Source organism: Pseudomonas sp. G166 (genome assembly GCF_037027455.2).
Lineage (GTDB): Bacteria > Pseudomonadota > Gammaproteobacteria > Pseudomonadales > Pseudomonadaceae > Aquipseudomonas.
Genome location: NZ_CP146985.1, coordinates 1,469,535 through 1,487,954 on the forward strand (window position 1 = coordinate 1,469,535; position 18,420 = coordinate 1,487,954).

Here is an 18,420-nt window from a genome sequence, read left to right on the forward strand (position 1 = left end):
ATGTGGGAGCGAGCTTGCTCGCGATAGCGGTTTATCAGGCGACAAGATACCAAGGTCGAGTCAGTTGAACTCATCCCCCACCGGATACCGGCTGGCATTCAGGCTTTCCTTGATCTTGCGCAAATGCGGTTGGAAGTCCACGCCCCGGCGCAGGGTCATGCCGGTGGCGAGCACATCCAGCACAGTGAGCTGGATGATCCGCGAGGTCATCGGCATATAGATATCGGTGTCTTCGGGCAGTGGAATATTCAGGCTCAGGGTGCTGGCTTTGGCGAGCGGCGAGCCTTCGGCGGTCAGTCCCAGTACTGAAGCGCCGTTTTCTCGGGCGATGCGCGCCACTTCCACCAGCTCACGGGTACGGCCGGTGTAGGAAATGATCACGAACAGCTCGCCGGTATGGGCCACCGACGCGATCATGCGTTGCATCAGTACATCGGCGTGGGCCGTCACCGCGAGATTGAAACGGAAAAATTTATGCTGGGCATCCAGCGCCACCGGGGCCGAGGCACCGAGGCCGAAGAAGTGGATCTGTCGGGCCTGGATCAGCAAATCGACGGCGCGGCTGATCAGGTTGGGATCAAGGGCCTGGCAGGCGCTGTCCAACGAGGCAATGGCACTGCCAAAGATTTTCCGGGTGTAAGCTTCCGGATTGTCATCGGCCTCTACCGCACGGCTGACGTAAGCGGCGCCGCTGGCCAGGCTCTGGGCCAGTTGCAGCTTGAGTTCCGGGTAGCCGCTGACGCCGAATGAACGGCAGAAACGGTTGACCGTAGGCTCGCTGACCGACGCGGCCTGGGCGAGGGCGGCGATGCTGAAACGGGTAGCCTGCTGTGGGTTGAGCAGGATCACCTCGGCCACCTTGCGTTCGGCCTTGTTCAGGTCTTCAAGGCGACTCTGGATCTGCTCCAGTAAATTTCGCACGCGGTCCATACAAGATTCCTAGAAAGACGGGTCTTTGATACGACCCTTTGCGGTGGCCTATCCTACTGATGGCTCTGACGGACCACCACTCGGAATCGGAATTTTCGAAAAATGTTGTGGTTATTACTACATTTTTCCTTGAGTGATACCTTGAAAAAAGGTATTTGTAGCTTAACTTGATAAAAGAACAAACATCATGCCTTCGATTACGGTTGAACCGTGCACATTTGCCTTGTTCGGTGCGTTGGGCGATCTGGCCTTGCGCAAGCTTTTTCCTGCCCTTTATCAACTCGATGGCGCGGACCTGCTGCATGAGGATACGCGGATCATCGCCCTGGCCCGTGAACCCGGCAGCGCGCAGCAGCACCTGGCGTTCATCGCCGCTGAACTGCGCCGCTACGTGGGTGAGAAGGACCTGAACGAAGCCGTGGTCGAGCGCTTCCTGGCGCGCCTGACTTACCTGCACGTGGATTTCCTCAAGGCCGACGATTACGTCGCCCTGGCCGAACTGGCCGGTTCGGCGCAACAGGTCATTGCCTATTTTGCCACTCCAGCGGCGGTCTACGGCGCGATTTGCGAGAACCTGGCGAAGGTCGGCTTGAGCGAAAACACCCGGGTCGTGCTGGAAAAACCCATCGGTTCGGACCTGGAGTCCTCGCGCAAGGTCAACGACGCCGTGGCGCAGTTTTTCCCGGAAAACCGCACCTATCGCATCGACCACTACTTGGGCAAAGAGACGGTACAGAACCTGATCGCACTGCGGTTCGCCAACAGCCTGTTCGAAACCCAGTGGAACCAGAATTACATTTCCCACGTGGAAATCACCGTGGCCGAGAAAGTCGGCATCGAAGGCCGCTGGGGCTATTTCGACAAGGCCGGCCAGCTGCGGGACATGATCCAGAACCACTTGCTGCAGTTGCTGTGCCTGATCGCCATGGATCCGCCGGCCGACTTGTCCGCCGACAGCATTCGGGACGAGAAGGTCAAGGTGCTCAAGGCCCTGGCGCCGATCAGCCCGGAAGGCCTGACCACCCAGGTGGTGCGGGGCCAATACATCGCCGGCCACAGTGAAGGCAAGGCGGTACCGGGCTACCTCGAAGAGCCCAACTCCAATACCCAGAGCGACACCGAAACCTTCGTCGCCCTGCGCGCCGACATTCGCAACTGGCGTTGGGCCGGGGTGCCGTTTTACCTGCGTACCGGCAAGCGCATGCCGCAAAAGCTGTCGCAGATCGTCATTCACTTCAAGGAACCGTCCCACTACATCTTCGCCCCAGAGCAGCGCCTGCAGATCAGTAACAAGCTGATCATCCGCCTGCAACCGGACGAAGGGATTTCCCTGCGGGTGATGACCAAGGAGCAAGGCCTGGACAAGGGCATGCAATTGCGCAGCGGTCCGTTGCAACTCAACTTTTCCGACACCTATCGCAGCGCACGGATTCCCGATGCCTACGAGCGGTTGTTGCTGGAAGTCATGAACGGCAATCAGAACCTGTTTGTCCGTAAAGATGAAATTGAAGCCGCGTGGACGTGGTGTGACCAGTTGATCGCCGGGTGGAAGAAGTCCGGCGATGCGCCCAAGCCGTATGCGGCTGGGTCCTGGGGGCCGATGAGCTCTATTGCACTGATCACGCGGGATGGGAGGTCATGGTATGGCGATATCTGAATTGAAACTGCCGCAGGGCGTCAGTGCCCTGGAATTCAAAAGCCCAGTGCTGCTGGCTGAAGGCTTGGCGTTGAAAGTGGCCGAGCAACTGCGTGCTGCGCTCGATGCGCGTGGCACGGCTGTCCTGGTGGTGTCCGGCGGGCGTAGCCCAGTGGCGTTCTTCCAGAGCCTGGCAAAACAGGCGCTGGACTGGTCGAAAGTGGTGGTGAGCCTGGCCGACGAACGCTGGGTGCCGGTCGAACATGCCGACAGCAACGCCGGCCTGCTCAAGCGCTATCTACTGCAAGGTGCAGCAGCCAAGGCTCAATTCCTCAGCCTTTACAGCGCCAGCGCCAACCTGGATGCGGCGGCCGAACAGGCTGATCGCTTGCTGGCCGAGCTGCCGCCAATCGACGTATTGGTATTGGGCATGGGCGATGACGGGCACACCGCCTCGCTGTTCCCCGACAGCCCGAACCTCGCCCAAGCCCTGGATGCCAACGGTGCTCGCCGTTGCTGGCCGATGCTGGCGCCGACCGTGCCGCACCAGCGCTTGACCATGAGCCGCGCCTTGCTGGCTTCGGCGCAACACAAAGTGCTGTCGATTTCCGGTCAGTCGAAATTGACCACTCTGAACGCTGCGGTGGCGGGTGACGATGTCGCCGAAATGCCGATCCGCGCGTTTTTGCAACCCACGCTAGAGATTTACTGGTGCCCATGAACCAAGGATCAGCCGCTATGACAAACCCATCCCCGACCGTTTCCATGGCGGACAAAGTTACCCTGATCGACAGCCTCTGCGCCAAGGCGCGGATCCTGCCGGTGATCACCATCGCCCGCGAACAGGACATCCTGCCGCTGGCCGATGCCCTGGCTGCCGGTGGCCTGACGGCGCTGGAAGTGACCTTGCGTTCCCAGTATGGCCTCAAGGCTATCCAGATCCTGCGCGAGCAGCGTCCTGAACTGGTGACCGGTGCTGGCACCATACTCGACCGCCACATGCTGGCCGCCGCCGAAGCCGCGGGTTCGCAGTTCATCGTCACCCCAGGCATCACCCGTGACCTGCTCGAGGCCAGCGTTGGCAGCCCGATCCCATTGCTGCCGGGCATCAGCAACGCCTCCGGCATCATGGAAGGCTACGGCCTGGGCTATCGCCGCTTCAAATTGTTCCCGGCGGAAGTCAGTGGCGGCGTCGCGGCTATCAAGGCCCTGGGCGGCCCATTCGGTGAAGTGAAATTCTGCCCGACCGGCGGCGTGAGCCCGGCCAACATCAAGAGCTACATGGCGTTGAAAAACGTGATGTGCGTGGGTGGCAGCTGGATGCTTGATCCGGAGTGGATCAAGAACGGCGACTGGGCCCGCATCCAGGAATGCACCGCCGAGGCACTGGCGCTGCTGGACTGATTGCTTTACCGAAACCTCGTTGGGTGTTCTACGGCTTTACGGTGCGCTTGGTCGGCGCGCCGTTTTTTTTTGCCCCGGGTTTTAGTCCGAACACTGGGCCTAATTATGTTCGGCTCAAGGCGATCAGTGCTTCGGTCAACCGCTCAATATCGCTCGCCAGGGTGGTCAGCCCCGGTGTAATGCGAATGCATGGCCCGACACTCGTATGGCGCACCACGGTGAAGATCCCATAGTCATCGAGCAATCGATCGGCCATCGCCTGTTGGTCGGTATGGGCGGTGAAGCGCATTGACGTGATGCCGCAGTACAGGTTCGGATCGTCCGGGGTCATGACTTCGATACCCGGCACTTCACGCACAGCGCTCACCCACAGGTCCCGCAGATAGTTGAGTCGCGCGCCCTTGGCCGAAGCGCCGCCCAGCGCATAGTGTTCCTCGAACACCAGCGGCAGTGTCAGTAAGGCCGGGATGTTTGGCGTGCTGTGGGGCGTGCGCGAGCGGATATCGGTGGCGGGATAATGCCCTTCGTCCATGTCCGGGTCGATGTCGGCCAGCCGCTGCGGATCTATGTACAAGAACCCGAGGGCCAGAGGCCCGCCGATCCACTTCTGTAGGTTGAACCCCGCGAACTGGATGCCGAGTTTTTTCAGGTCGAAGTCGATCTGGCCCAGGGCATGGGCGCCGTCGAGAATGATATCGACGTCAAACTCATCAGCGGTCTCGGCAATGGCCTGGACCGGCATCACCAGCCCAGTGAGGTGGTTGACGTAGGTCAGCGCCATCAGCTTCACGCGAGGGTGGCGAATGAACGCGTTGCGGTAGCTGCCCACCAGGCTTTCAAGGCTGGCGGGGTGCGAGTGGACCAGTTCGATCACCTCTGCACCACGCTGTCGAGCCAGCCAGCGCATCGCGCTTTTGACCGACGCGTATTCCAAATCACAGATCAGCACCTGATCGCCCGGCTTGAGCTTGTTGTAGTTGCGAATCAGCGATTGCAGGGCGTCCACCGCACTGGTGGCCATCGCCACGCTGTTGGGGGGAACGCGGACCAGCTGCGCCACTTGGCGGCGAATCGCATCGTCATGTTCCCGGTCGAAATGCTGGCGTACGTACACCGAGTTGCTGCGGTTGATGAATGCGATATTGCGCTGGTATTCCTCGACCACGGTCCGTGACATACGGCCGAAATAGCCGTTTTCCAGATTGAGCGGTCCCTCGGTGTCGACCTCATAGCGGCCGGCGTAGGTCTGCCAGAAAGCTTCATCGTGGGCGCGCAGGGTGTTTTCGGGCATGGACGCAGGCTCAATCAATTAGTGGCGAGGCTTGGGTTTGCCGTGTTTGGCGCGCAAAGGGTCGAGCAGATCCGACAGGCCGTTGTGGTCGATTTCCTGCATAAGTGCCAGCAGACCGCCCAGTTCTCCGTGGGGAAAGCCTTCGCGGGCGAACCAGTTCAGGTATTGGCCGGGGAGGTCGGCGAGGATTCGCCCCTTGTATTTACCAAAGGGCATCTGGCGCGTGACCAGCAGTTCGAGCTTTTCCGGGTTCATGGCAATCGTCTTGATTCAAACAGCTTGGAAAATACAGGCATTCTGCATGCAGGCCAAATGACAGATCATGCAAATAACGCGGATACAGATTTTATATGTTTTTGTAACTTGTTGATTTTTAATGATTTTGTTTTTTGGTTGGGGCTGGCACGGCCGATGCAATATTCCTTGCAGGTTTTTTATTCACCAAGCAAAGGAATTGAAAAATGACCGACATCAATAAAGAATCCATCTCCGTCCTGAACGACCTGATCGAGACCAGCAAAGATGGCCAGGAAGGTTTCAAGACTTGCGCTGAAGACATCAAGCACCCTGAGCTCAAGACTCTGTTCGTCCAGCGCGCCGCTGATTGCGCCGCTGCCGCAACCGAACTGCAAGCGGCCGTTCGCGCGCTGGGTGGTGATCCGGAAACTTCTACCAGCGTAGCCGGTGACCTGCACCGCCGTTGGGTGGACGTGAAAGCCATGTTCACCGGCAAGGGCGAAGAAGCGGTGCTCAACGAAGCCGAGCGCGGTGAAGACCATGCGCTGAAGGCCTACAAGGAAGCCCTGGAGAAGATCAACAAGCACAACCTGGTGGGCATTCGTGACCTGGTAGAGCGTCAGTACCATGGCGTGCAACGCAACCATGACCAGGTCAAGGCGCTGCGCAACCAGGCGCGCAAAGCCAGTTAAACAACGGGTCCTGATGCAAAAAAACGCCAGCTTGCCTGGCGTTTTTTTGTGGGAGGCAAATCAGATTGAAGTTGAGCACTGCTGTGGCGAGGGGATAAATCCCGTTGCCACAACAGTGTGTTGTGAAATCCATCAAAAATCACCTCTGGACTCAGTTAGGTAGCTAGCTAATAATTGCGTCCGTTCATCCGTCTTTATTGCATCTATCGTTACAGCGTCTCCATAAGAGTTTCTCGCGTGCCCATAACCTTCCAGGCCTTGTTCGCCCCCGACCGCCTCGCTGTGCAGTTCGCCATCAAGACCGTGCTTGGCGGCGGACTGGCGCTGTGGCTGGCGTTGCGCTGGGGGCTGGAGCAGCCGTCATGGGCGCTGATGACGGCGTTCATCGTGGCCCAGCCGCTGTCCGGGATGGTGGTGCAGAAGGGGCTGGCGCGCCTGCTAGGTACGTTGGTGGGTACGGTCATGTCGGTGGTGTTCATGGGCCTGTTCGCCCAGGCGCCCTGGTTGTTCCTGCTGGCGCTGGCGCTGTGGCTGGGCCTGTGCACGGCCTGTTCCACACTGTTGCGCAGCGCCTGGTCCTACTCATTTGTGCTGGCCGGCTACACGGTGGCGATCATCGCATTACCGGCCATTTCTCATCCGCTGGGGGTGTTCGATCAGGCCGTGGCGCGTTGTACTGAGATCAGCCTGGGGATTGTCTGTGCCACGGCTGCCAGCGCCTTGCTCTGGCCGTTGCGGGTCGAGCGGCAATTGGCCGGTCAGGCCCGTGCCGCCTGGCAGAGCGGCATGCAGGCAGCCCGTGCCACCCTGGCTGGCGACGCCCAGGCCCGTAAAGGGCTGTTGGAAATCCTTGGCAAGATCGTCGCGGTGGATGCCCAGCGTGAACATGCCTGGTTCGAAGGCAGCCTTGGCCGGCAGCGGGCCCGCGCCATCAGTGGCTTGAGCCAGAAATTGCTGATGCTGCTGCGCATTTCCCGCTCGGTGCGTCGGCAGTGGAAACAGCTCGCCCCCGAAGAGGCCGAGGCCCTCCAGCCGTGGATGAACGAGGTGCAGCTAGCCCTGGACGCCGACAGCACGACCCTGCAAGCCTTGCGCCCGCGGGTATGGGATGCGTCTCACGATCCTCTGATCAGCTCGGCGCAAAGTTATTGCCTGGCCCGTTTCGCTTTATTGCTCGATACCGCCCTGGCCGCCTGCGCTGCGCTGACGGCTGTGCAAGAGGGTACAGAGGCGGCGGACCCGCCACGTACCTTGACGCCTCACCGTGATCTGTCCCTGGCCATGGTGTTCGGTGCCCGCAGCGCCTTGGCGTTCCTGGCGGTCGCCTGTTTCTGGCTGGCGACTGCCTGGCCCGCCGCCTCGGGCGCATTGGTGCTTACCTGCGTGGTGTGCAGCCTGTTTGCCAGTCGCGAAAACGGTGCGCAAATTGGCATGAGCTTCCTGCGCGGCATTCTCTTGGCGGTGCCGACGGCGTTTGTGATCGGTGAGATCGTGCTGCCGCAGTGGAGCAGCTTCGCGATGCTCTGCATGGCCATGGGCGTGCCATTGTTTTTCGGGGCACTGGGCATGGCCAAGCCACAGATATTCGCCACGGCCACGTCGTTCTGCCTGCATTTTGTCGTGCTGATCTCGCCGCTCAATGCCATGAAGTACGACGTCGCGGCATTCTTCAATAATGCCCAGGCGATGATGATTGGTGTCGGTTCGGCGGTGCTGGCGTTCAATCTGCTGATTCTGCGCGATCCGGCTTGGCACAGTCGTCGTTTGCTGGCCGCGACCCTCGACGACCTGGTGCGGCTGACCCACCGCAATCTGCGCGGGGCCGAGAGCTGGTTTGGCGGGCGCATGGCTGACCGGTTATTGCAACTGGCACGACACTATCCCGAGCTGCCGGTACCGGCTCGCAGCCGTTGGGACGACGGATTGTTAGGCCTGGACGTTGGCGACGAGCTACTGCATTTACGTCTGAGCCTGGCTGTCGCCCAATTGCCCGATAGCCAGGCTCAACGCCGCTATTTCGAAGCGCTGCAGCAGGTGCTCGAGCAAGGCCCGGTCGGTAGCCAGGCTGATGCACTGGCCCCAGCGAGCACTGAATTTTTGCAGGTGTTGTCGGCGCAGCCGCCCGGTGATGCATTGAAACTGGCCCAAGGCGCGGTGTTGCAATTGCAAAACAGCTGGCACGCCTGGTGTCGCCAGCACGAACCTGAACGACAGGAGCACAGCCATGGGCTTGCGTGAGTGGTCGATCGGCGGGGTGTTGCTCAGCCCGTTCCTGATTTACGTGGTGCTGGCGTTGCTGGTGACCGGTGCGCTGCGCCTGTTGCTCAGCCTTGTGCCGGCCGGGCGCTGGATCTGGCATGAAGCGTTGTTCGACTGCGCCCTGTATGTCTGTGTCCTGACTGTTATTACCGTGGTCCTCGGGCCGCTATAGGAGTTGAACATGCGTACCTCCGTACGTGTCGCCATTACGCTGGGCGTGGTGGCCGTGGCGATCTTCGCCGGGTTTCATTTGTGGCAGTACTACATGCTCACGCCCTGGACCCGCGATGCGCGAATCCGCGCCGATGTGGTGGTGATCGCACCCGACGTCTCGGGTTGGGTGCGCGAGCTCAAGGCTGTGGATAACCAGGCGGTCAAGGCTGGCGACTTATTGCTCAGCATCGACCGCGAGCGTTTCGAGGCCGCGCTGGAGAAAGCCCGGGCGGTGGTCCAGACCCGTCAGCAGCAATTGAGCCTGCGTGAACATGAAGCGAGTCGCCGCGCCGCCCTGGGGCCCCAGGCCATCAGTGCCGAGCTACGGGAAAACGCGCAGATCAACGCCGGTATTGCCCGGGGCGAATTGCGTGAGGCCCAGGCCGAGGCCAAGGTCGCCGAGCTCAACCTGGCTCGCAGCCAGGTCCTGGCTCCACGCAGCGGTCACATCACCAACCTGCGCCTGGCCGAAGGCAACTACGTGAATGCCGGGCAGCCAGTCATGGCGCTGATCGACGATTCGACGTTTTATGTGCAGGCCTATTTCGAAGAAACCAAGCTCGCGAGGATTCGCGTGGGCGACCCGGTCAAAGTCTGGCTGATGAGCGCCGACCATGCACTGGAAGGCCACGTCGAAAGCATCAGCCGCGGTATCACCGACCGTAATACCAACCCAGATGCGCAATTACTGGCAGAGGTCGAGCCGACCTTCAACTGGGTGCGCCTGGCCCAGCGGATTCCGGTGCGAATCAAACTGGACGGGGTGCCGCAAGGAGTGAGCCTGAGTGCGGGGATGACGGCGAGTGTGCAGGTGCGTGAAGACCTGTAGGCGCTGCCGAGGGCTGCGATCTTTTGATTGTCGATCGTTCCCACGCTCTGCGTGGGAATGTCGCCAGGGACGCTCCGCGTTCCGCTCTTGGAGGGTGACGCAGAGCGTCACAGGATGCATTCCCACGCAGAGCGTGGGAACGATCTTCAGCCGACAGTAATCGCCGGCAACGTCGGCAAGGTCACGGTCTGTTGCTTGCGCGGCGCAAGGATTTCCGCCTCGCCATCCACCACCAACTCATCGCGCTGGTTGAACACACGCGTGGCGATACGCACACGAAACTTCGGCAGTTTTTCCAGGATCTCCAGGCGCACGGTCAGGGTGTCGCCAATCTTCACCGGTTTCTGGAAGCTCATCTGCTGGCCGATGTAGATGGTTCCTGGCCCAGGCAACTCGCAGGCCACTGCCGCGCTGATCAGCGCACCGCTGAACATGCCGTGGGCAATACGCTCCTTGAACATGCTCGCCGCCGCGAATTCGGCGTCCAGGTGCACCGGGTTGTGGTCGCCCGACATGGCGGCGAACAGCTGGATATCGCGCTCTTCGACGGTTTTGCTGTAGCTGGCGGTCTGGCCGACTTCGAGGGCTTCGTAAGGAATGTTGGTAACCTGGGTCATCTGTCTCAAATCCTGTGAGGATAAAGGAAAACGCTGAAAATCTACTCGCTGCGCGGCGGCCGCTTGTGGCTCAGGGCCTGGGCAATCCAGGCGAGTACGTCGGCCGTCACTTCGTCGCGGTTGGTCTCATTGAACAGTTCGTGCCGGGCCTGCGGATAAATCGTCAATTGCAGGTACCGGCTGCCGGCCTCGCGCAGGGCGTCGGCCAGATCCTTCAGACGCTCGCCTTCGCTCACCGGATCACATTCGCCGCCGATTACCAGCAGCGGCAGGCCTGGATCGATCTGGGCGAGATTGGACGCTTTGCTGATTTGCTGCAAGCCGCCGAGCAGGTCGATCCACAACTGATTGGTGCAGCGAAAGCCGCACAGCGGGTCGCGGACGTATTTGTCGACTTCGGCCGGGTCGCGGCTGAGCCAGTCGAAGGCGGTACGTGTCGGTTTGAATTTTTTGTTGAAACTGCCAAACGACAGCCACTCGATCAAGGCGCTGCGCCCCGTGGCACCCTGGCGCCAGCGTTCGAAGCGGGCGATCAGGCGAGCCGCGCGATAAAGCGCCACCGGCTGGAAATTGGAACCACTGAGAATCGCCCCATGCAGGCTGGCACTGTGGTGAAGCAGGTAACCCTGGGCGATGTAGCTGCCCATGCTATGACCCAGCAACACGATGGGTATTTCAGGATGTTGCTGGCCGATGTGCTGGTTAAGACTGGCCAGATCGCCCACCACTTTGGTCCAGCCGTCTTCGTCCGCAAAGTGGCCGAGAATCGCTTTTTCACCGGTTTTGCCGTGGCCGCGCAAGTCTGGGGCATAGACGCCGTAGCCTTCAGCGCACAGGGCCTGGGCCAGGCGCCCATAGCGCCCGCTGTGTTCGGCCATACCGTGGGCCAGCATGATCAGCGCTTCAGGCTCGGTTTCGGGCAACCACTGATTGACGAACAGGTGGCTGTGGTCGGTCGCGGTCAGCATGAACGTTTGGTGGATCATGTCGATTCCTTTACCCAGGAGCATCACAGAGGCGTGCGCAGTGTTGCTGCATTGTATAGCCCATCCGTTGCGTCTCGTCTGATCAGGCTACGCCGAGGCAGGAAGATTCACACAATCTATGACGCAGGTCGCCATATTTGCCTGATGGGCCATAGCTGCTAGTGTCCCAAGAGCTCCGCCTCTGCAAGTGACACAGAAGCGGCCCGGATACGCTCAGGTAAAGAGGACAAAAACAATGCAGCCTGATTTCTGGAATGACAAACGCCCGGCCGGCGTGCCCTCGGAGATAGACCTGGGGGCCTATAAGTCGGTGATCGAGGTGTTCGAGCGTTCCTGTAAGAAATTTGCCGATCGTCCGGCGTTCAGCAACATGGGTGTGACCCTCACATATGCCCAGCTCGAGCGCTACAGCGCCGCCTTCGCCGGCTACCTGCAAGCCCACACCGACCTGGTTCCCGGCGACCGTATCGCGGTGCAGATGCCCAATGTCCTGCAATATCCGATTGCCGTGTTCGGGGCCTTGCGCGCCGGGCTGATCGTGGTCAATACCAACCCGTTGTACACCCCTCGGGAAATGCGCCACCAGTTCAAGGACTCCGGCGCCCGGGCGCTGGTGTACATGAACCTGTTCGGGCAGAAGGTCCAGGAGGTGCTGCCCGACACGGACCTGCAATACCTGATCGAAGCCAGGATGGGCGACTTGATGCCCACCGCCAAGGGCTGGCTGGTCAATACGGTGATCAGCAAGGTCAAGAAGATGGTCCCGGACTATTCATTACCCCAGGCCGTTTCTTTCAAGAGTGCCTTGCGCCTGGGGCGCGGCCATGGGATCAAGCCGCTGAAGGTCAGCCTCGATGACATTGCGGTGCTGCAATACACCGGCGGTACCACCGGCTTGGCGAAGGGGGCGATGCTGACCCATGGCAACCTGGTGGCCAACATGCAACAGACCCGTGCATGCCTGGGCCAGCTCGGCGACGACGGCCACCCCTTGCTGCGCGAAGGCCAGGAGGTGATGATCGCGCCGCTGCCGCTGTACCACATCTATGCGTTTACGGCGAACTGCATGTGCATGATGGTCACCGGCAACCACAATGTGCTGATCACCAACCCGCGGGACATCGCAGGCTTCATCAAGGAGCTGAAGAACTGGCGTTTCTCGGTGTTGCTGGGACTCAACACACTGTTCGTGGCGTTGATGGACCATCCGGATTTCAAGACCCTGGATTTCTCTAACCTCAAGGTCACCAACTCCGGCGGTACTGCGCTGATCAAGGCCACGGCCGAGCGCTGGGAGCAAATCACCGGTTGCAGCATCGCCGAAGGTTATGGCCTGACCGAAACCTCGCCGGTGGCCTGCGCCAATCCTTACGGTGGCAGGTCCCGGCTGGGCACAGTGGGGTTGCCGGTGCCGGGTACGCTCATGAAAGTGATCAGCGATGATGGTGTCGAGCAACCCTTCGGCGAGCGCGGCGAACTGTGCATCAAGGGCCCGCAGATCATGAAAGGCTATTGGAACAAGCCTGAAGCCACGGCCGAAGTCCTGGACAGCGAGGGCTGGTTCAAATCCGGAGACATCGCGGTGATCGACCCGGATGGTTTTGTGCGCATTGTCGATCGCAAGAAAGACATGATCATCGTCTCGGGTTTCAACGTGTACCCCAACGAGATCGAAGACGTGGTGATGGCCCACCCGAAAGTCGCCAACTGCGCGGTAATCGGTGTGCCGGATGAACGTTCGGGGGAGGCGGTGAAACTGTTTGTGGTGGCACGCGAGGCGGGCATCAGCCTCGAGGAGCTCAAGGCCTACTGCAAGGAAAACTTCACCGGCTACAAGGTACCCAAGCACATCGTGTTGCGCGAAACGCTACCGATGACCCCGGTAGGCAAGATTCTGCGGCGGGAGTTGCGCGATATCGCTTGAGGCGTTGGCCTCATGGAAACTCTGTGGGAGCGAGCTTGCTCGCGATGGCGGTATGTCAGTGACCAGAGATGTGACTGATACACCGCCATCGCGAGCAAGCTCGCTCCCACAGTTTTTTGTGTATTCGGGGGGATTTAGCAGGAGCTTAGAATTTTTACTCTAAAAATGACCATGAAATATTCTTAAGTCATGTTTGTGACTGTAGGGGCTGCTTTTGGCTCTAGGCGACCCTTGGCAAAGCTGCTACTCTCGGCGCGCTTTTGTGACTTCTCGGCCTTGATTCAAGCCAGATTCACCAATAAACACACCAATAATAATCGCATCAAATGCGGTGAGAAATTCGCGTTGCTGAGGAGTGGGCTTCCATGATTGAAGACTTTTGGAAGGATAAGTACCCAGCTGGGATTGCTGCCGACATCAATCCAGATGAGTATCCGAATATTCAGGCGGTGTTGAAGCAGTCCTGCCAATGCTTTGCCGACAAGCCGGCATTCAGCAACCTCGGCAAGACAATCACCTACGGTGAACTGTACGAATTGTCCGGTGCCTTTGCCGCGTATTTGCAACAGCATACCGATTTACAGCCGGGCGATCGAATCGCCGTGCAATTGCCCAACGTTCTGCAGTACCCGGTGGCCGTGTTCGGGGCGATCCGCGCCGGCCTCATCGTGGTCAACACCAACCCGCTGTACACCGCGCGGGAAATGGAACACCAGTTCAACGACTCCGGCGCCAAGGCACTGGTTTGCCTGGCGAACATGGCGCACCTGGCCGAGAGCGTGGTGCCCAAGACGAGCGTCAAGCATGTCATCGTCACCGAAGTCGCCGACCTGCTGTCGCCGTTCAAGCGCCTGTTGATCAACAGCGTGATCAAGTACGTCAAGAAAATGGTCCCGGCCTATCACCTGCCCAAGGCCATCAAGTTCAACGATGTGCTGAGCAAGGGGCACGGCCAGCCCGTGAGCGAAGCCAACCCCACCAGTGACGATGTGGCGGTGCTGCAGTACACCGGCGGCACCACCGGCGTGGCCAAGGGCGCGATGCTCACCCACCGCAACCTGGTGGCGAACATGTTGCAGTGCAAGGCGCTGATGGGCTCCAACCTCAACGAAGGTTGCGAAGTTCTGATCACGCCGCTGCCGCTTTACCATATCTACGCCTTCACCTTCCATTGCATGGCGATGATGCTGATCGGCAACCACAACATCCTGATCAGCAATCCGCGTGACCTGCCGGCGATGGTCAAGGAGCTGTCGAAGTGGAAGTTCAGTGGTTTCGTTGGCCTCAACACCCTGTTCGTGGCCCTGTGCAACAACGAAGCTTTCCGTAAGCTGGATTTCTCGGCGCTGAAAGTCACCTTGTCCGGCGGCATGGCCCTGCAACTGGCTGCGGCTGAGCGTTGGAAAGCAGTGACCGGCTGCCCGATCTGCGAAGGCTATGGCATGACTGAAACCAGCCCGGTGGCCACCGTCAACCCGATCCAGAATATCCAGATCGGCACCATCGGCATTCCAGTGCCATCGACGCTGTGCAAGGTGATCGATGACGCAGGCGTCGAACAGCCATTGGGCGAAATCGGTGAACTGTGTGTGAAAGGTCCGCAGGTCATGAAGGGCTACTGGCAGCGCCAGGACGCCACCGACGAGATCCTCGACAGCGAAGGCTGGCTCAAGACCGGTGATATCGCGGTGATCCAGCCGGATGGCTACATGCGCATCGTCGATCGCAAGAAAGACATGATCCTGATCTCTGGTTTCAACGTGTACCCCAACGAATTGGAAGACGTGCTGGCAACCCTGCCAGGGGTGCTGCAATGCGCGGCCATCGGCGTACCGGACGAAAAATCCGGCGAGGCGATCAAGATCTTCATCGTTGCCCGGCCGGGTGTCACGCTCACCAAGGAGCAAGTGATGGAGCATATGCGTGCCAACGTCACCGGCTACAAAGTGCCCAAGGCCGTAGAGTTTCGCGACGCGTTGCCGACCACCAACGTGGGCAAGATCCTGCGGCGCGAGTTGCGGGATGAAGAGCTCAGGAAGCTGGGCCTGAAGAAGTAAGACTGCAACAAACAAAAGCCCCGCGAACGCGGGGCTTTTTTATGCGGATCGTCTTGCCGAGCACAAAACCTGTGGCGAGGAGATTTATCCCCGCTGGGTGCGCAGCAACCCCCTGCATCCTGTCTGGCACATCGCAGTGGCTGACGAACCGTGGGGCCGCTTCGCAACCCAGCGGGGACAAATCCCTTCGCTACAGAGAGCGTTTTGGTCCTTGGAAATCGGGTTACAGCCTGAACTGTGCAAAATCCAGGTTGGTGCCGCCGGGCCGCATGTCCTGCAGGTACGAGTCTTTATCGGCGCTCAGTTCCAGGCTCAGGGCGGCCTTGCGCTTGCCCTGGTTGCGTACTTCCAGGCCTTCCATTTTCTCGCGCAGGAACACCGTGGGCACTTTCAAATGCAGCAACTCATCGGTGGCCGGTGTGTGCAGCAACAGATGAATCCATTCGTACTGACCGATGGCCAGGCGTGCCACCGGGATATCGAACCAGAAGATGTTGCGGTTGCGGTTCAATTCGCTGAAGTGGCAGTTATTGACGCCCAGTACGGCGCCGCCCAGTTCCTGGTTTCTGCGGGCGATGGCCTGCTTTTTATCGAGTTTCATAACGTTCCTACGGGATTGGAGCCTCAGGCCGCAGCCTGAATACGTGGGGCATTCTCGGGGGTGGATCGGCAAACATAAAGCGCAACCTGCATCTGACGATGAAATGCGCTGCTGAAAAAATGAAACTCCCCGCAAACGGCCTCGGTCAACCCTTATGTAATGACTTTTCGTACCGTTGTTCACAGGAGAGACATCATGGGTAGCACGAGCGATAAAGTGAAGGGCGTTGCCAACGAAGCCGTCGGTAACATCAAGCAAGGCGTCGGCAAGGCCACCGACAATGACCGCATGCGCGCCGAGGGCGTGGTCCAGGAGAAAAAAGGTGAGGCCCAGCAAACCGTGGGCAAGGTCAAGGATGCAGTCAAGAAAGGCGTTAACGAGGCATAACTGGCCTGTTGAAAAAACGATTGGAACGGCCATCCGCGGATGGCCGTTTTCATGTCGGCTCGAACTTGCACCGGGGAAATTGTTCCAAAGTCGCCAAACAGGTTACTTTTGTCTTGGATAGCAACCCCGTGAGTCGCCAGGCGACCTTCCTTTTTTGCGGTGAAAGGAGACGCACATGATGTTCCCGGCCTTGAAAGGCTTGCCCTTGCATCGTGTGATGATGCGCACCGTGACCGAGTTTCTCGACGACGAGATGTCGACCTACGCCTCGGCGTTGGCTTACCAGATGCTGTTTTCGCTGTTCCCCTTCATCCTTTTCCTGATCGCGCTGATTGGTTTCCTGCACCTGCCGGACTTCTTTTCCTGGCTGCGCCTGCAATCGGAACTGGTGCTGCCGCCCCAGGCCCTGGAACAGGTCAATCCGGTAATAGACCAGCTCCAGCAATCCAAGGGCGGGTTGTTGTCGGTGGGTATCGTCATTGCGTTATGGACGGCTTCGGCTGGTGTCCGGTTGATGATGAGCGCGATGAATGCCGCCTACGATGTGGTCGAGGGCCGGCCGGCCTGGAAGCGTTTTCCACTGTCGATTTTCTACACCATCGGCATCGCTGGCATGCTGCTGGCCGCTGCTGCGTTGATGGTGCTCGGGCCGCAAGTGATGGGTTGGATTGCGGCCCAGGTCGGGCTGGAGGAGTTTATCGTCACGCTCTGGACGATTGTGCGCTGGCCGGTGATCGTGATTTTGATGATGGTGGCCGTGGCGTTGATCTACTACGTGATGCCCGACGTGAAACAGGAATTTCGCTTCATCACGCCGGGCTCGGTGCTGGCCGTGGTGGTGTGGATTGTCGCTTCCCTGGGCTTTGCGTTCTACGTCAAGACCTTTGCCAACTACAACGCCATGTATGGCAGTATCGGCGCGATCATTGTGTTGCTGCTGTACTTCTATATTTCTTCGGCGGTGCTGTTGCTCGGCGCGGAAATGAACGCGGTGATCGAGCACATGTCCGCCGAGGGCAAGAACCCGGGCGAAAAGAGCGCGGGCGAGCACGAAAAACAACATGTGTCGGGCCTGGGCCGCGACCATTCCATTCCCCATCCCCACCCTGACGAAGCCCGACCATGATTCGCGAAATCCTGAAAATGGGCGACGAACGCCTGCTGCGCATCGCCCCGCCGGTGCCAACGGAAATGTTTGACAGCCCAGAGTTGTGGCAGTTGATCGACGATATGTTCCAGACCATGGAAAGCGTCGGCGGCGTCGGTCTGGCAGCGCCGCAGATCGGAGTTGACCTGCAGCTGGTTATCTTTGGCTTCGAGCACAGCGAGCGTTACCCCGACGCCGAAGCCGTGCCCCAGACCATCCTGATCAATCCACTGATTACCCCGCTAAGCCCACTGATGGAGGAGGGCTTCGAAGGCTGCCTGTCGGTGCCGGGCCTGCGCGGGGCGGTCGAGCGCTACCAGCACATTCGCTACGAAGGTTTTGATCCAAAGGGCGAGCCGGTCGTGCGCACCGCTTCAGGTTTTCATGCTCGCGTGGTGCAGCATGAGTGCGATCACCTGATTGGGCGGTTGTACCCGTCGCGGATTACCGATTTCAGCAAGTTCGGGTTTACCGAGGTGATGTTTCCGGATCTGGATCCGACTGCGGATGACTAACGCCTAGCTGACTCAACCCTTGTGGGAGCGAGCTTGCTCGCGATGGCGTCGGCTCAATCGCATCACTGGTGGCTGACACACCGCTATCGCGAGCAAGCTCGCTCCCACGGGGATCTGGGCTGCACTTCATAACCCCATCGCAATCATCGGCTTGCTACGCGCATACCGGCTCAGGCGCTCGGCCATCGCATAGGGCAATTCGGGGTCGAAGCTGAAACCGCGCCGCTCATAAAAGCCGCGCAAATCCGGGTGGCAGAACAGCCAGACTGGCTCATTCACGCCTTTCACCGCTTCGGCGATCAACCGCGCGGCGATGCCCTGTGCGCGGCATGCCGGGTCGACGAACAACCCCGTCAACCAATGCCCGCCCGATACCGGTCGCAAACACAGCGCCGCGACGATTTCATCCCGCCGCGCCACCCACAACTGCGCCTCCCGCACTGCTTTCATCGAGGATTGGTGGGCGCGATAGAACTTGTTCATCAGCGGCCACAGCGGTGCTTCGAGCTGTGAGTAGTGGATTTCGGCCATGGCAGGGGTCGCGAGGGGCAAGGGGAGGGCGATTATAAAAGAACGCAGGCACGGCGATAGGTGTATACCTGACTTCACATCCCGTATGACTGGAGTACGTATCATGGCCAAAGGCATGGATTCAAAAAAAGCGGCAAAGAAAAAGCCGGCGAAGACCGCTGATG

Annotated in this window: 19 protein-coding genes; 12 read left to right on the plus strand and 7 right to left on the minus strand. The window is 59.6% G+C overall.

Features of this window, described 5'->3' with window-relative positions:
- Nucleotides 1-60: 60 nt before the first annotated feature.
- Nucleotides 61-921, minus strand: a complete 861-nt coding sequence (locus tag SGN16_RS06560; RefSeq protein WP_171061416.1) for a MurR/RpiR family transcriptional regulator — start codon at nt 919-921, stop codon at nt 61-63.
- Between the two features lie 196 nt (nt 922-1,117).
- Here SGN16_RS06560 and zwf point away from each other — a divergent pair, with 196 nt between their 5' ends.
- The 3 genes from zwf to SGN16_RS06575 are packed head-to-tail and all read left to right on the plus strand — an operon-like array spanning nt 1,118 to nt 3,970.
- Entirely contained in the window at nt 1,118-2,587 is a 1,470-nt protein-coding gene (gene zwf / locus SGN16_RS06565) for a glucose-6-phosphate dehydrogenase (RefSeq protein WP_210643185.1), read from the plus strand.
- Nucleotides 2,574-3,287, plus strand: a complete 714-nt coding sequence (gene pgl / locus SGN16_RS06570; protein WP_210643186.1) for a 6-phosphogluconolactonase — start codon at nt 2,574-2,576, stop codon at nt 3,285-3,287. The genes zwf and pgl overlap by 14 nt, the downstream gene beginning before the upstream one ends.
- 17 nt (nt 3,288-3,304) lie before the next feature.
- Nucleotides 3,305-3,970 (plus strand): bifunctional 4-hydroxy-2-oxoglutarate aldolase/2-dehydro-3-deoxy-phosphogluconate aldolase, encoded by a 666-nt coding sequence (locus tag SGN16_RS06575; RefSeq protein WP_335943557.1) that lies wholly within the window; start codon nt 3,305-3,307, stop codon nt 3,968-3,970.
- Between the two features lie 103 nt (nt 3,971-4,073).
- On the opposite strand, the gene SGN16_RS06580 is transcribed toward SGN16_RS06575, so the two are convergent.
- Together SGN16_RS06580 and SGN16_RS06585 are read right to left on the minus strand one after the other, a co-directional pair.
- Complete coding sequence (locus SGN16_RS06580) at nt 4,074-5,261, minus strand: aminotransferase class V-fold PLP-dependent enzyme (protein WP_335943558.1); 1,188 nt, start codon at nt 5,259-5,261, stop codon at nt 4,074-4,076.
- Between the two features lie 18 nt (nt 5,262-5,279).
- Nucleotides 5,280-5,516, minus strand: a complete 237-nt coding sequence (locus tag SGN16_RS06585; RefSeq protein ID WP_025212254.1) for a DUF3820 family protein — start codon at nt 5,514-5,516, stop codon at nt 5,280-5,282.
- Nucleotides 5,517-5,722: 206 nt separating this feature from the next.
- On the opposite strand from SGN16_RS06585, the gene SGN16_RS06590 reads away from it, so the two are divergent.
- The 4 genes from SGN16_RS06590 to SGN16_RS06605 all read left to right on the plus strand — a co-directional run bounded on the left by SGN16_RS06590 (nt 5,723) and on the right by SGN16_RS06605 (nt 9,491).
- Nucleotides 5,723-6,190: a PA2169 family four-helix-bundle protein gene (locus SGN16_RS06590; RefSeq protein ID WP_210643189.1), complete on the plus strand. Its 468-nt coding sequence runs from the start codon at nt 5,723-5,725 to the stop codon at nt 6,188-6,190.
- A gap of 237 nt (nt 6,191-6,427) precedes the next feature.
- Complete coding sequence (locus tag SGN16_RS06595) at nt 6,428-8,428, plus strand: FUSC family protein (RefSeq protein WP_335943559.1); 2,001 nt, start codon at nt 6,428-6,430, stop codon at nt 8,426-8,428.
- On the plus strand, nt 8,415-8,621 hold the full coding sequence (locus tag SGN16_RS06600; protein WP_003198565.1) for a DUF1656 domain-containing protein: 207 nt from the start codon (nt 8,415-8,417) through the stop codon (nt 8,619-8,621). The genes SGN16_RS06595 and SGN16_RS06600 overlap by 14 nt, the downstream gene beginning before the upstream one ends.
- Nucleotides 8,622-8,630: 9 nt before the next feature.
- Entirely contained in the window at nt 8,631-9,491 is an 861-nt protein-coding gene (locus tag SGN16_RS06605; protein WP_210643191.1) for an HlyD family secretion protein, read from the plus strand.
- A gap of 146 nt (nt 9,492-9,637) precedes the next feature.
- Here the strand turns inward: SGN16_RS06605 and SGN16_RS06610 are convergent, their stop codons facing one another.
- Both SGN16_RS06610 and SGN16_RS06615 read right to left on the minus strand, forming a co-directional pair.
- Nucleotides 9,638-10,108, minus strand: a complete 471-nt coding sequence (locus SGN16_RS06610; protein ID WP_003184579.1) for a MaoC family dehydratase — start codon at nt 10,106-10,108, stop codon at nt 9,638-9,640.
- Between the two features lie 41 nt (nt 10,109-10,149).
- Nucleotides 10,150-11,094: an alpha/beta hydrolase gene (locus SGN16_RS06615; protein WP_335943560.1), complete on the minus strand. Its 945-nt coding sequence runs from the start codon at nt 11,092-11,094 to the stop codon at nt 10,150-10,152.
- Nucleotides 11,095-11,329: 235 nt separating this feature from the next.
- Here SGN16_RS06615 and fadD2 point away from each other — a divergent pair, with 235 nt between their 5' ends.
- Nucleotides 11,330-13,018, plus strand: coding sequence for a long-chain-fatty-acid--CoA ligase FadD2 (gene fadD2, locus SGN16_RS06620; RefSeq protein WP_210643193.1), 1,689 nt, complete (start codon nt 11,330-11,332; stop codon nt 13,016-13,018).
- A 365-nt stretch (nt 13,019-13,383) separates the two neighbouring features.
- On the plus strand, nt 13,384-15,075 hold the full coding sequence (gene fadD1, locus SGN16_RS06625) for a long-chain-fatty-acid--CoA ligase FadD1 (protein WP_335943561.1): 1,692 nt from the start codon (nt 13,384-13,386) through the stop codon (nt 15,073-15,075).
- Between the two features lie 223 nt (nt 15,076-15,298).
- Here fadD1 and SGN16_RS06630 read toward each other — a convergent pair whose 3' ends face one another.
- Entirely contained in the window at nt 15,299-15,676 is a 378-nt protein-coding gene (locus SGN16_RS06630) for a hypothetical protein (protein WP_030139341.1), read from the minus strand.
- A gap of 195 nt (nt 15,677-15,871) precedes the next feature.
- Here SGN16_RS06630 and SGN16_RS06635 point away from each other — a divergent pair, with 195 nt between their 5' ends.
- From SGN16_RS06635 to def, 3 genes are all read left to right on the plus strand, one after another.
- Entirely contained in the window at nt 15,872-16,063 is a 192-nt protein-coding gene (locus tag SGN16_RS06635) for a CsbD family protein (RefSeq protein WP_210643195.1), read from the plus strand.
- 175 nt (nt 16,064-16,238) lie between these two features.
- Nucleotides 16,239-17,189, plus strand: coding sequence for a YihY/virulence factor BrkB family protein (locus tag SGN16_RS06640; protein WP_210643196.1), 951 nt, complete (start codon nt 16,239-16,241; stop codon nt 17,187-17,189).
- The gene (gene def / locus SGN16_RS06645) at nt 17,186-17,725 is read left to right on the plus strand and encodes a peptide deformylase (protein ID WP_210643197.1); all 540 of its coding nucleotides are present in this window, start codon (nt 17,186-17,188) and stop codon (nt 17,723-17,725) included. Before SGN16_RS06640 ends, def begins: the two co-directional genes overlap by 4 nt.
- Nucleotides 17,726-17,851: 126 nt before the next feature.
- On the opposite strand, the gene SGN16_RS06650 is transcribed toward def, so the two are convergent.
- Nucleotides 17,852-18,256 carry a GNAT family N-acetyltransferase gene (locus tag SGN16_RS06650; protein WP_210643198.1) on the minus strand — a complete coding sequence of 135 codons (405 nt, stop codon included), beginning with the start codon at nt 18,254-18,256 and terminating at the stop codon, nt 17,852-17,854.
- Nucleotides 18,257-18,420: the final 164 nt, after the last annotated feature.

Excerpts from the sequence above, each read along its gene's own strand:
- SGN16_RS06640 (WP_210643196.1), top strand. The coding sequence starts at position 16,239 with ATGATGTTCCCGGCCTTGAAAGGCTTGCCCTTGCATCGTGTGATGATG.
- SGN16_RS06580 (WP_335943558.1), bottom strand. The coding sequence starts at position 5,261 with ATGCCCGAAAACACCCTGCGCGCCCACGATGAAGCTTTCTGGCAGACC.
- SGN16_RS06615 (WP_335943560.1), bottom strand. The coding sequence starts at position 11,094 with ATGATCCACCAAACGTTCATGCTGACCGCGACCGACCACAGCCACCTG.
- SGN16_RS06650 (WP_210643198.1), bottom strand. The coding sequence starts at position 18,256 with ATGGCCGAAATCCACTACTCACAGCTCGAAGCACCGCTGTGGCCGCTG.
- zwf (WP_210643185.1), top strand. The coding sequence starts at position 1,118 with ATGCCTTCGATTACGGTTGAACCGTGCACATTTGCCTTGTTCGGTGCG.
- pgl (WP_210643186.1), top strand. The coding sequence starts at position 2,574 with ATGGCGATATCTGAATTGAAACTGCCGCAGGGCGTCAGTGCCCTGGAA.
- SGN16_RS06585 (WP_025212254.1), bottom strand. The coding sequence starts at position 5,516 with ATGAACCCGGAAAAGCTCGAACTGCTGGTCACGCGCCAGATGCCCTTT.
- fadD2 (WP_210643193.1), top strand. The coding sequence starts at position 11,330 with ATGCAGCCTGATTTCTGGAATGACAAACGCCCGGCCGGCGTGCCCTCG.
- def (WP_210643197.1), top strand. The coding sequence starts at position 17,186 with ATGATTCGCGAAATCCTGAAAATGGGCGACGAACGCCTGCTGCGCATC.
- SGN16_RS06635 (WP_210643195.1), top strand. The coding sequence starts at position 15,872 with ATGGGTAGCACGAGCGATAAAGTGAAGGGCGTTGCCAACGAAGCCGTC.
- SGN16_RS06605 (WP_210643191.1), top strand. The coding sequence starts at position 8,631 with ATGCGTACCTCCGTACGTGTCGCCATTACGCTGGGCGTGGTGGCCGTG.
- SGN16_RS06630 (WP_030139341.1), bottom strand. The coding sequence starts at position 15,676 with ATGAAACTCGATAAAAAGCAGGCCATCGCCCGCAGAAACCAGGAACTG.
- SGN16_RS06610 (WP_003184579.1), bottom strand. The coding sequence starts at position 10,108 with ATGACCCAGGTTACCAACATTCCTTACGAAGCCCTCGAAGTCGGCCAG.
- fadD1 (WP_335943561.1), top strand. The coding sequence starts at position 13,384 with ATGATTGAAGACTTTTGGAAGGATAAGTACCCAGCTGGGATTGCTGCC.
- SGN16_RS06600 (WP_003198565.1), top strand. The coding sequence starts at position 8,415 with ATGGGCTTGCGTGAGTGGTCGATCGGCGGGGTGTTGCTCAGCCCGTTC.
- SGN16_RS06575 (WP_335943557.1), top strand. The coding sequence starts at position 3,305 with ATGACAAACCCATCCCCGACCGTTTCCATGGCGGACAAAGTTACCCTG.
- SGN16_RS06590 (WP_210643189.1), top strand. The coding sequence starts at position 5,723 with ATGACCGACATCAATAAAGAATCCATCTCCGTCCTGAACGACCTGATC.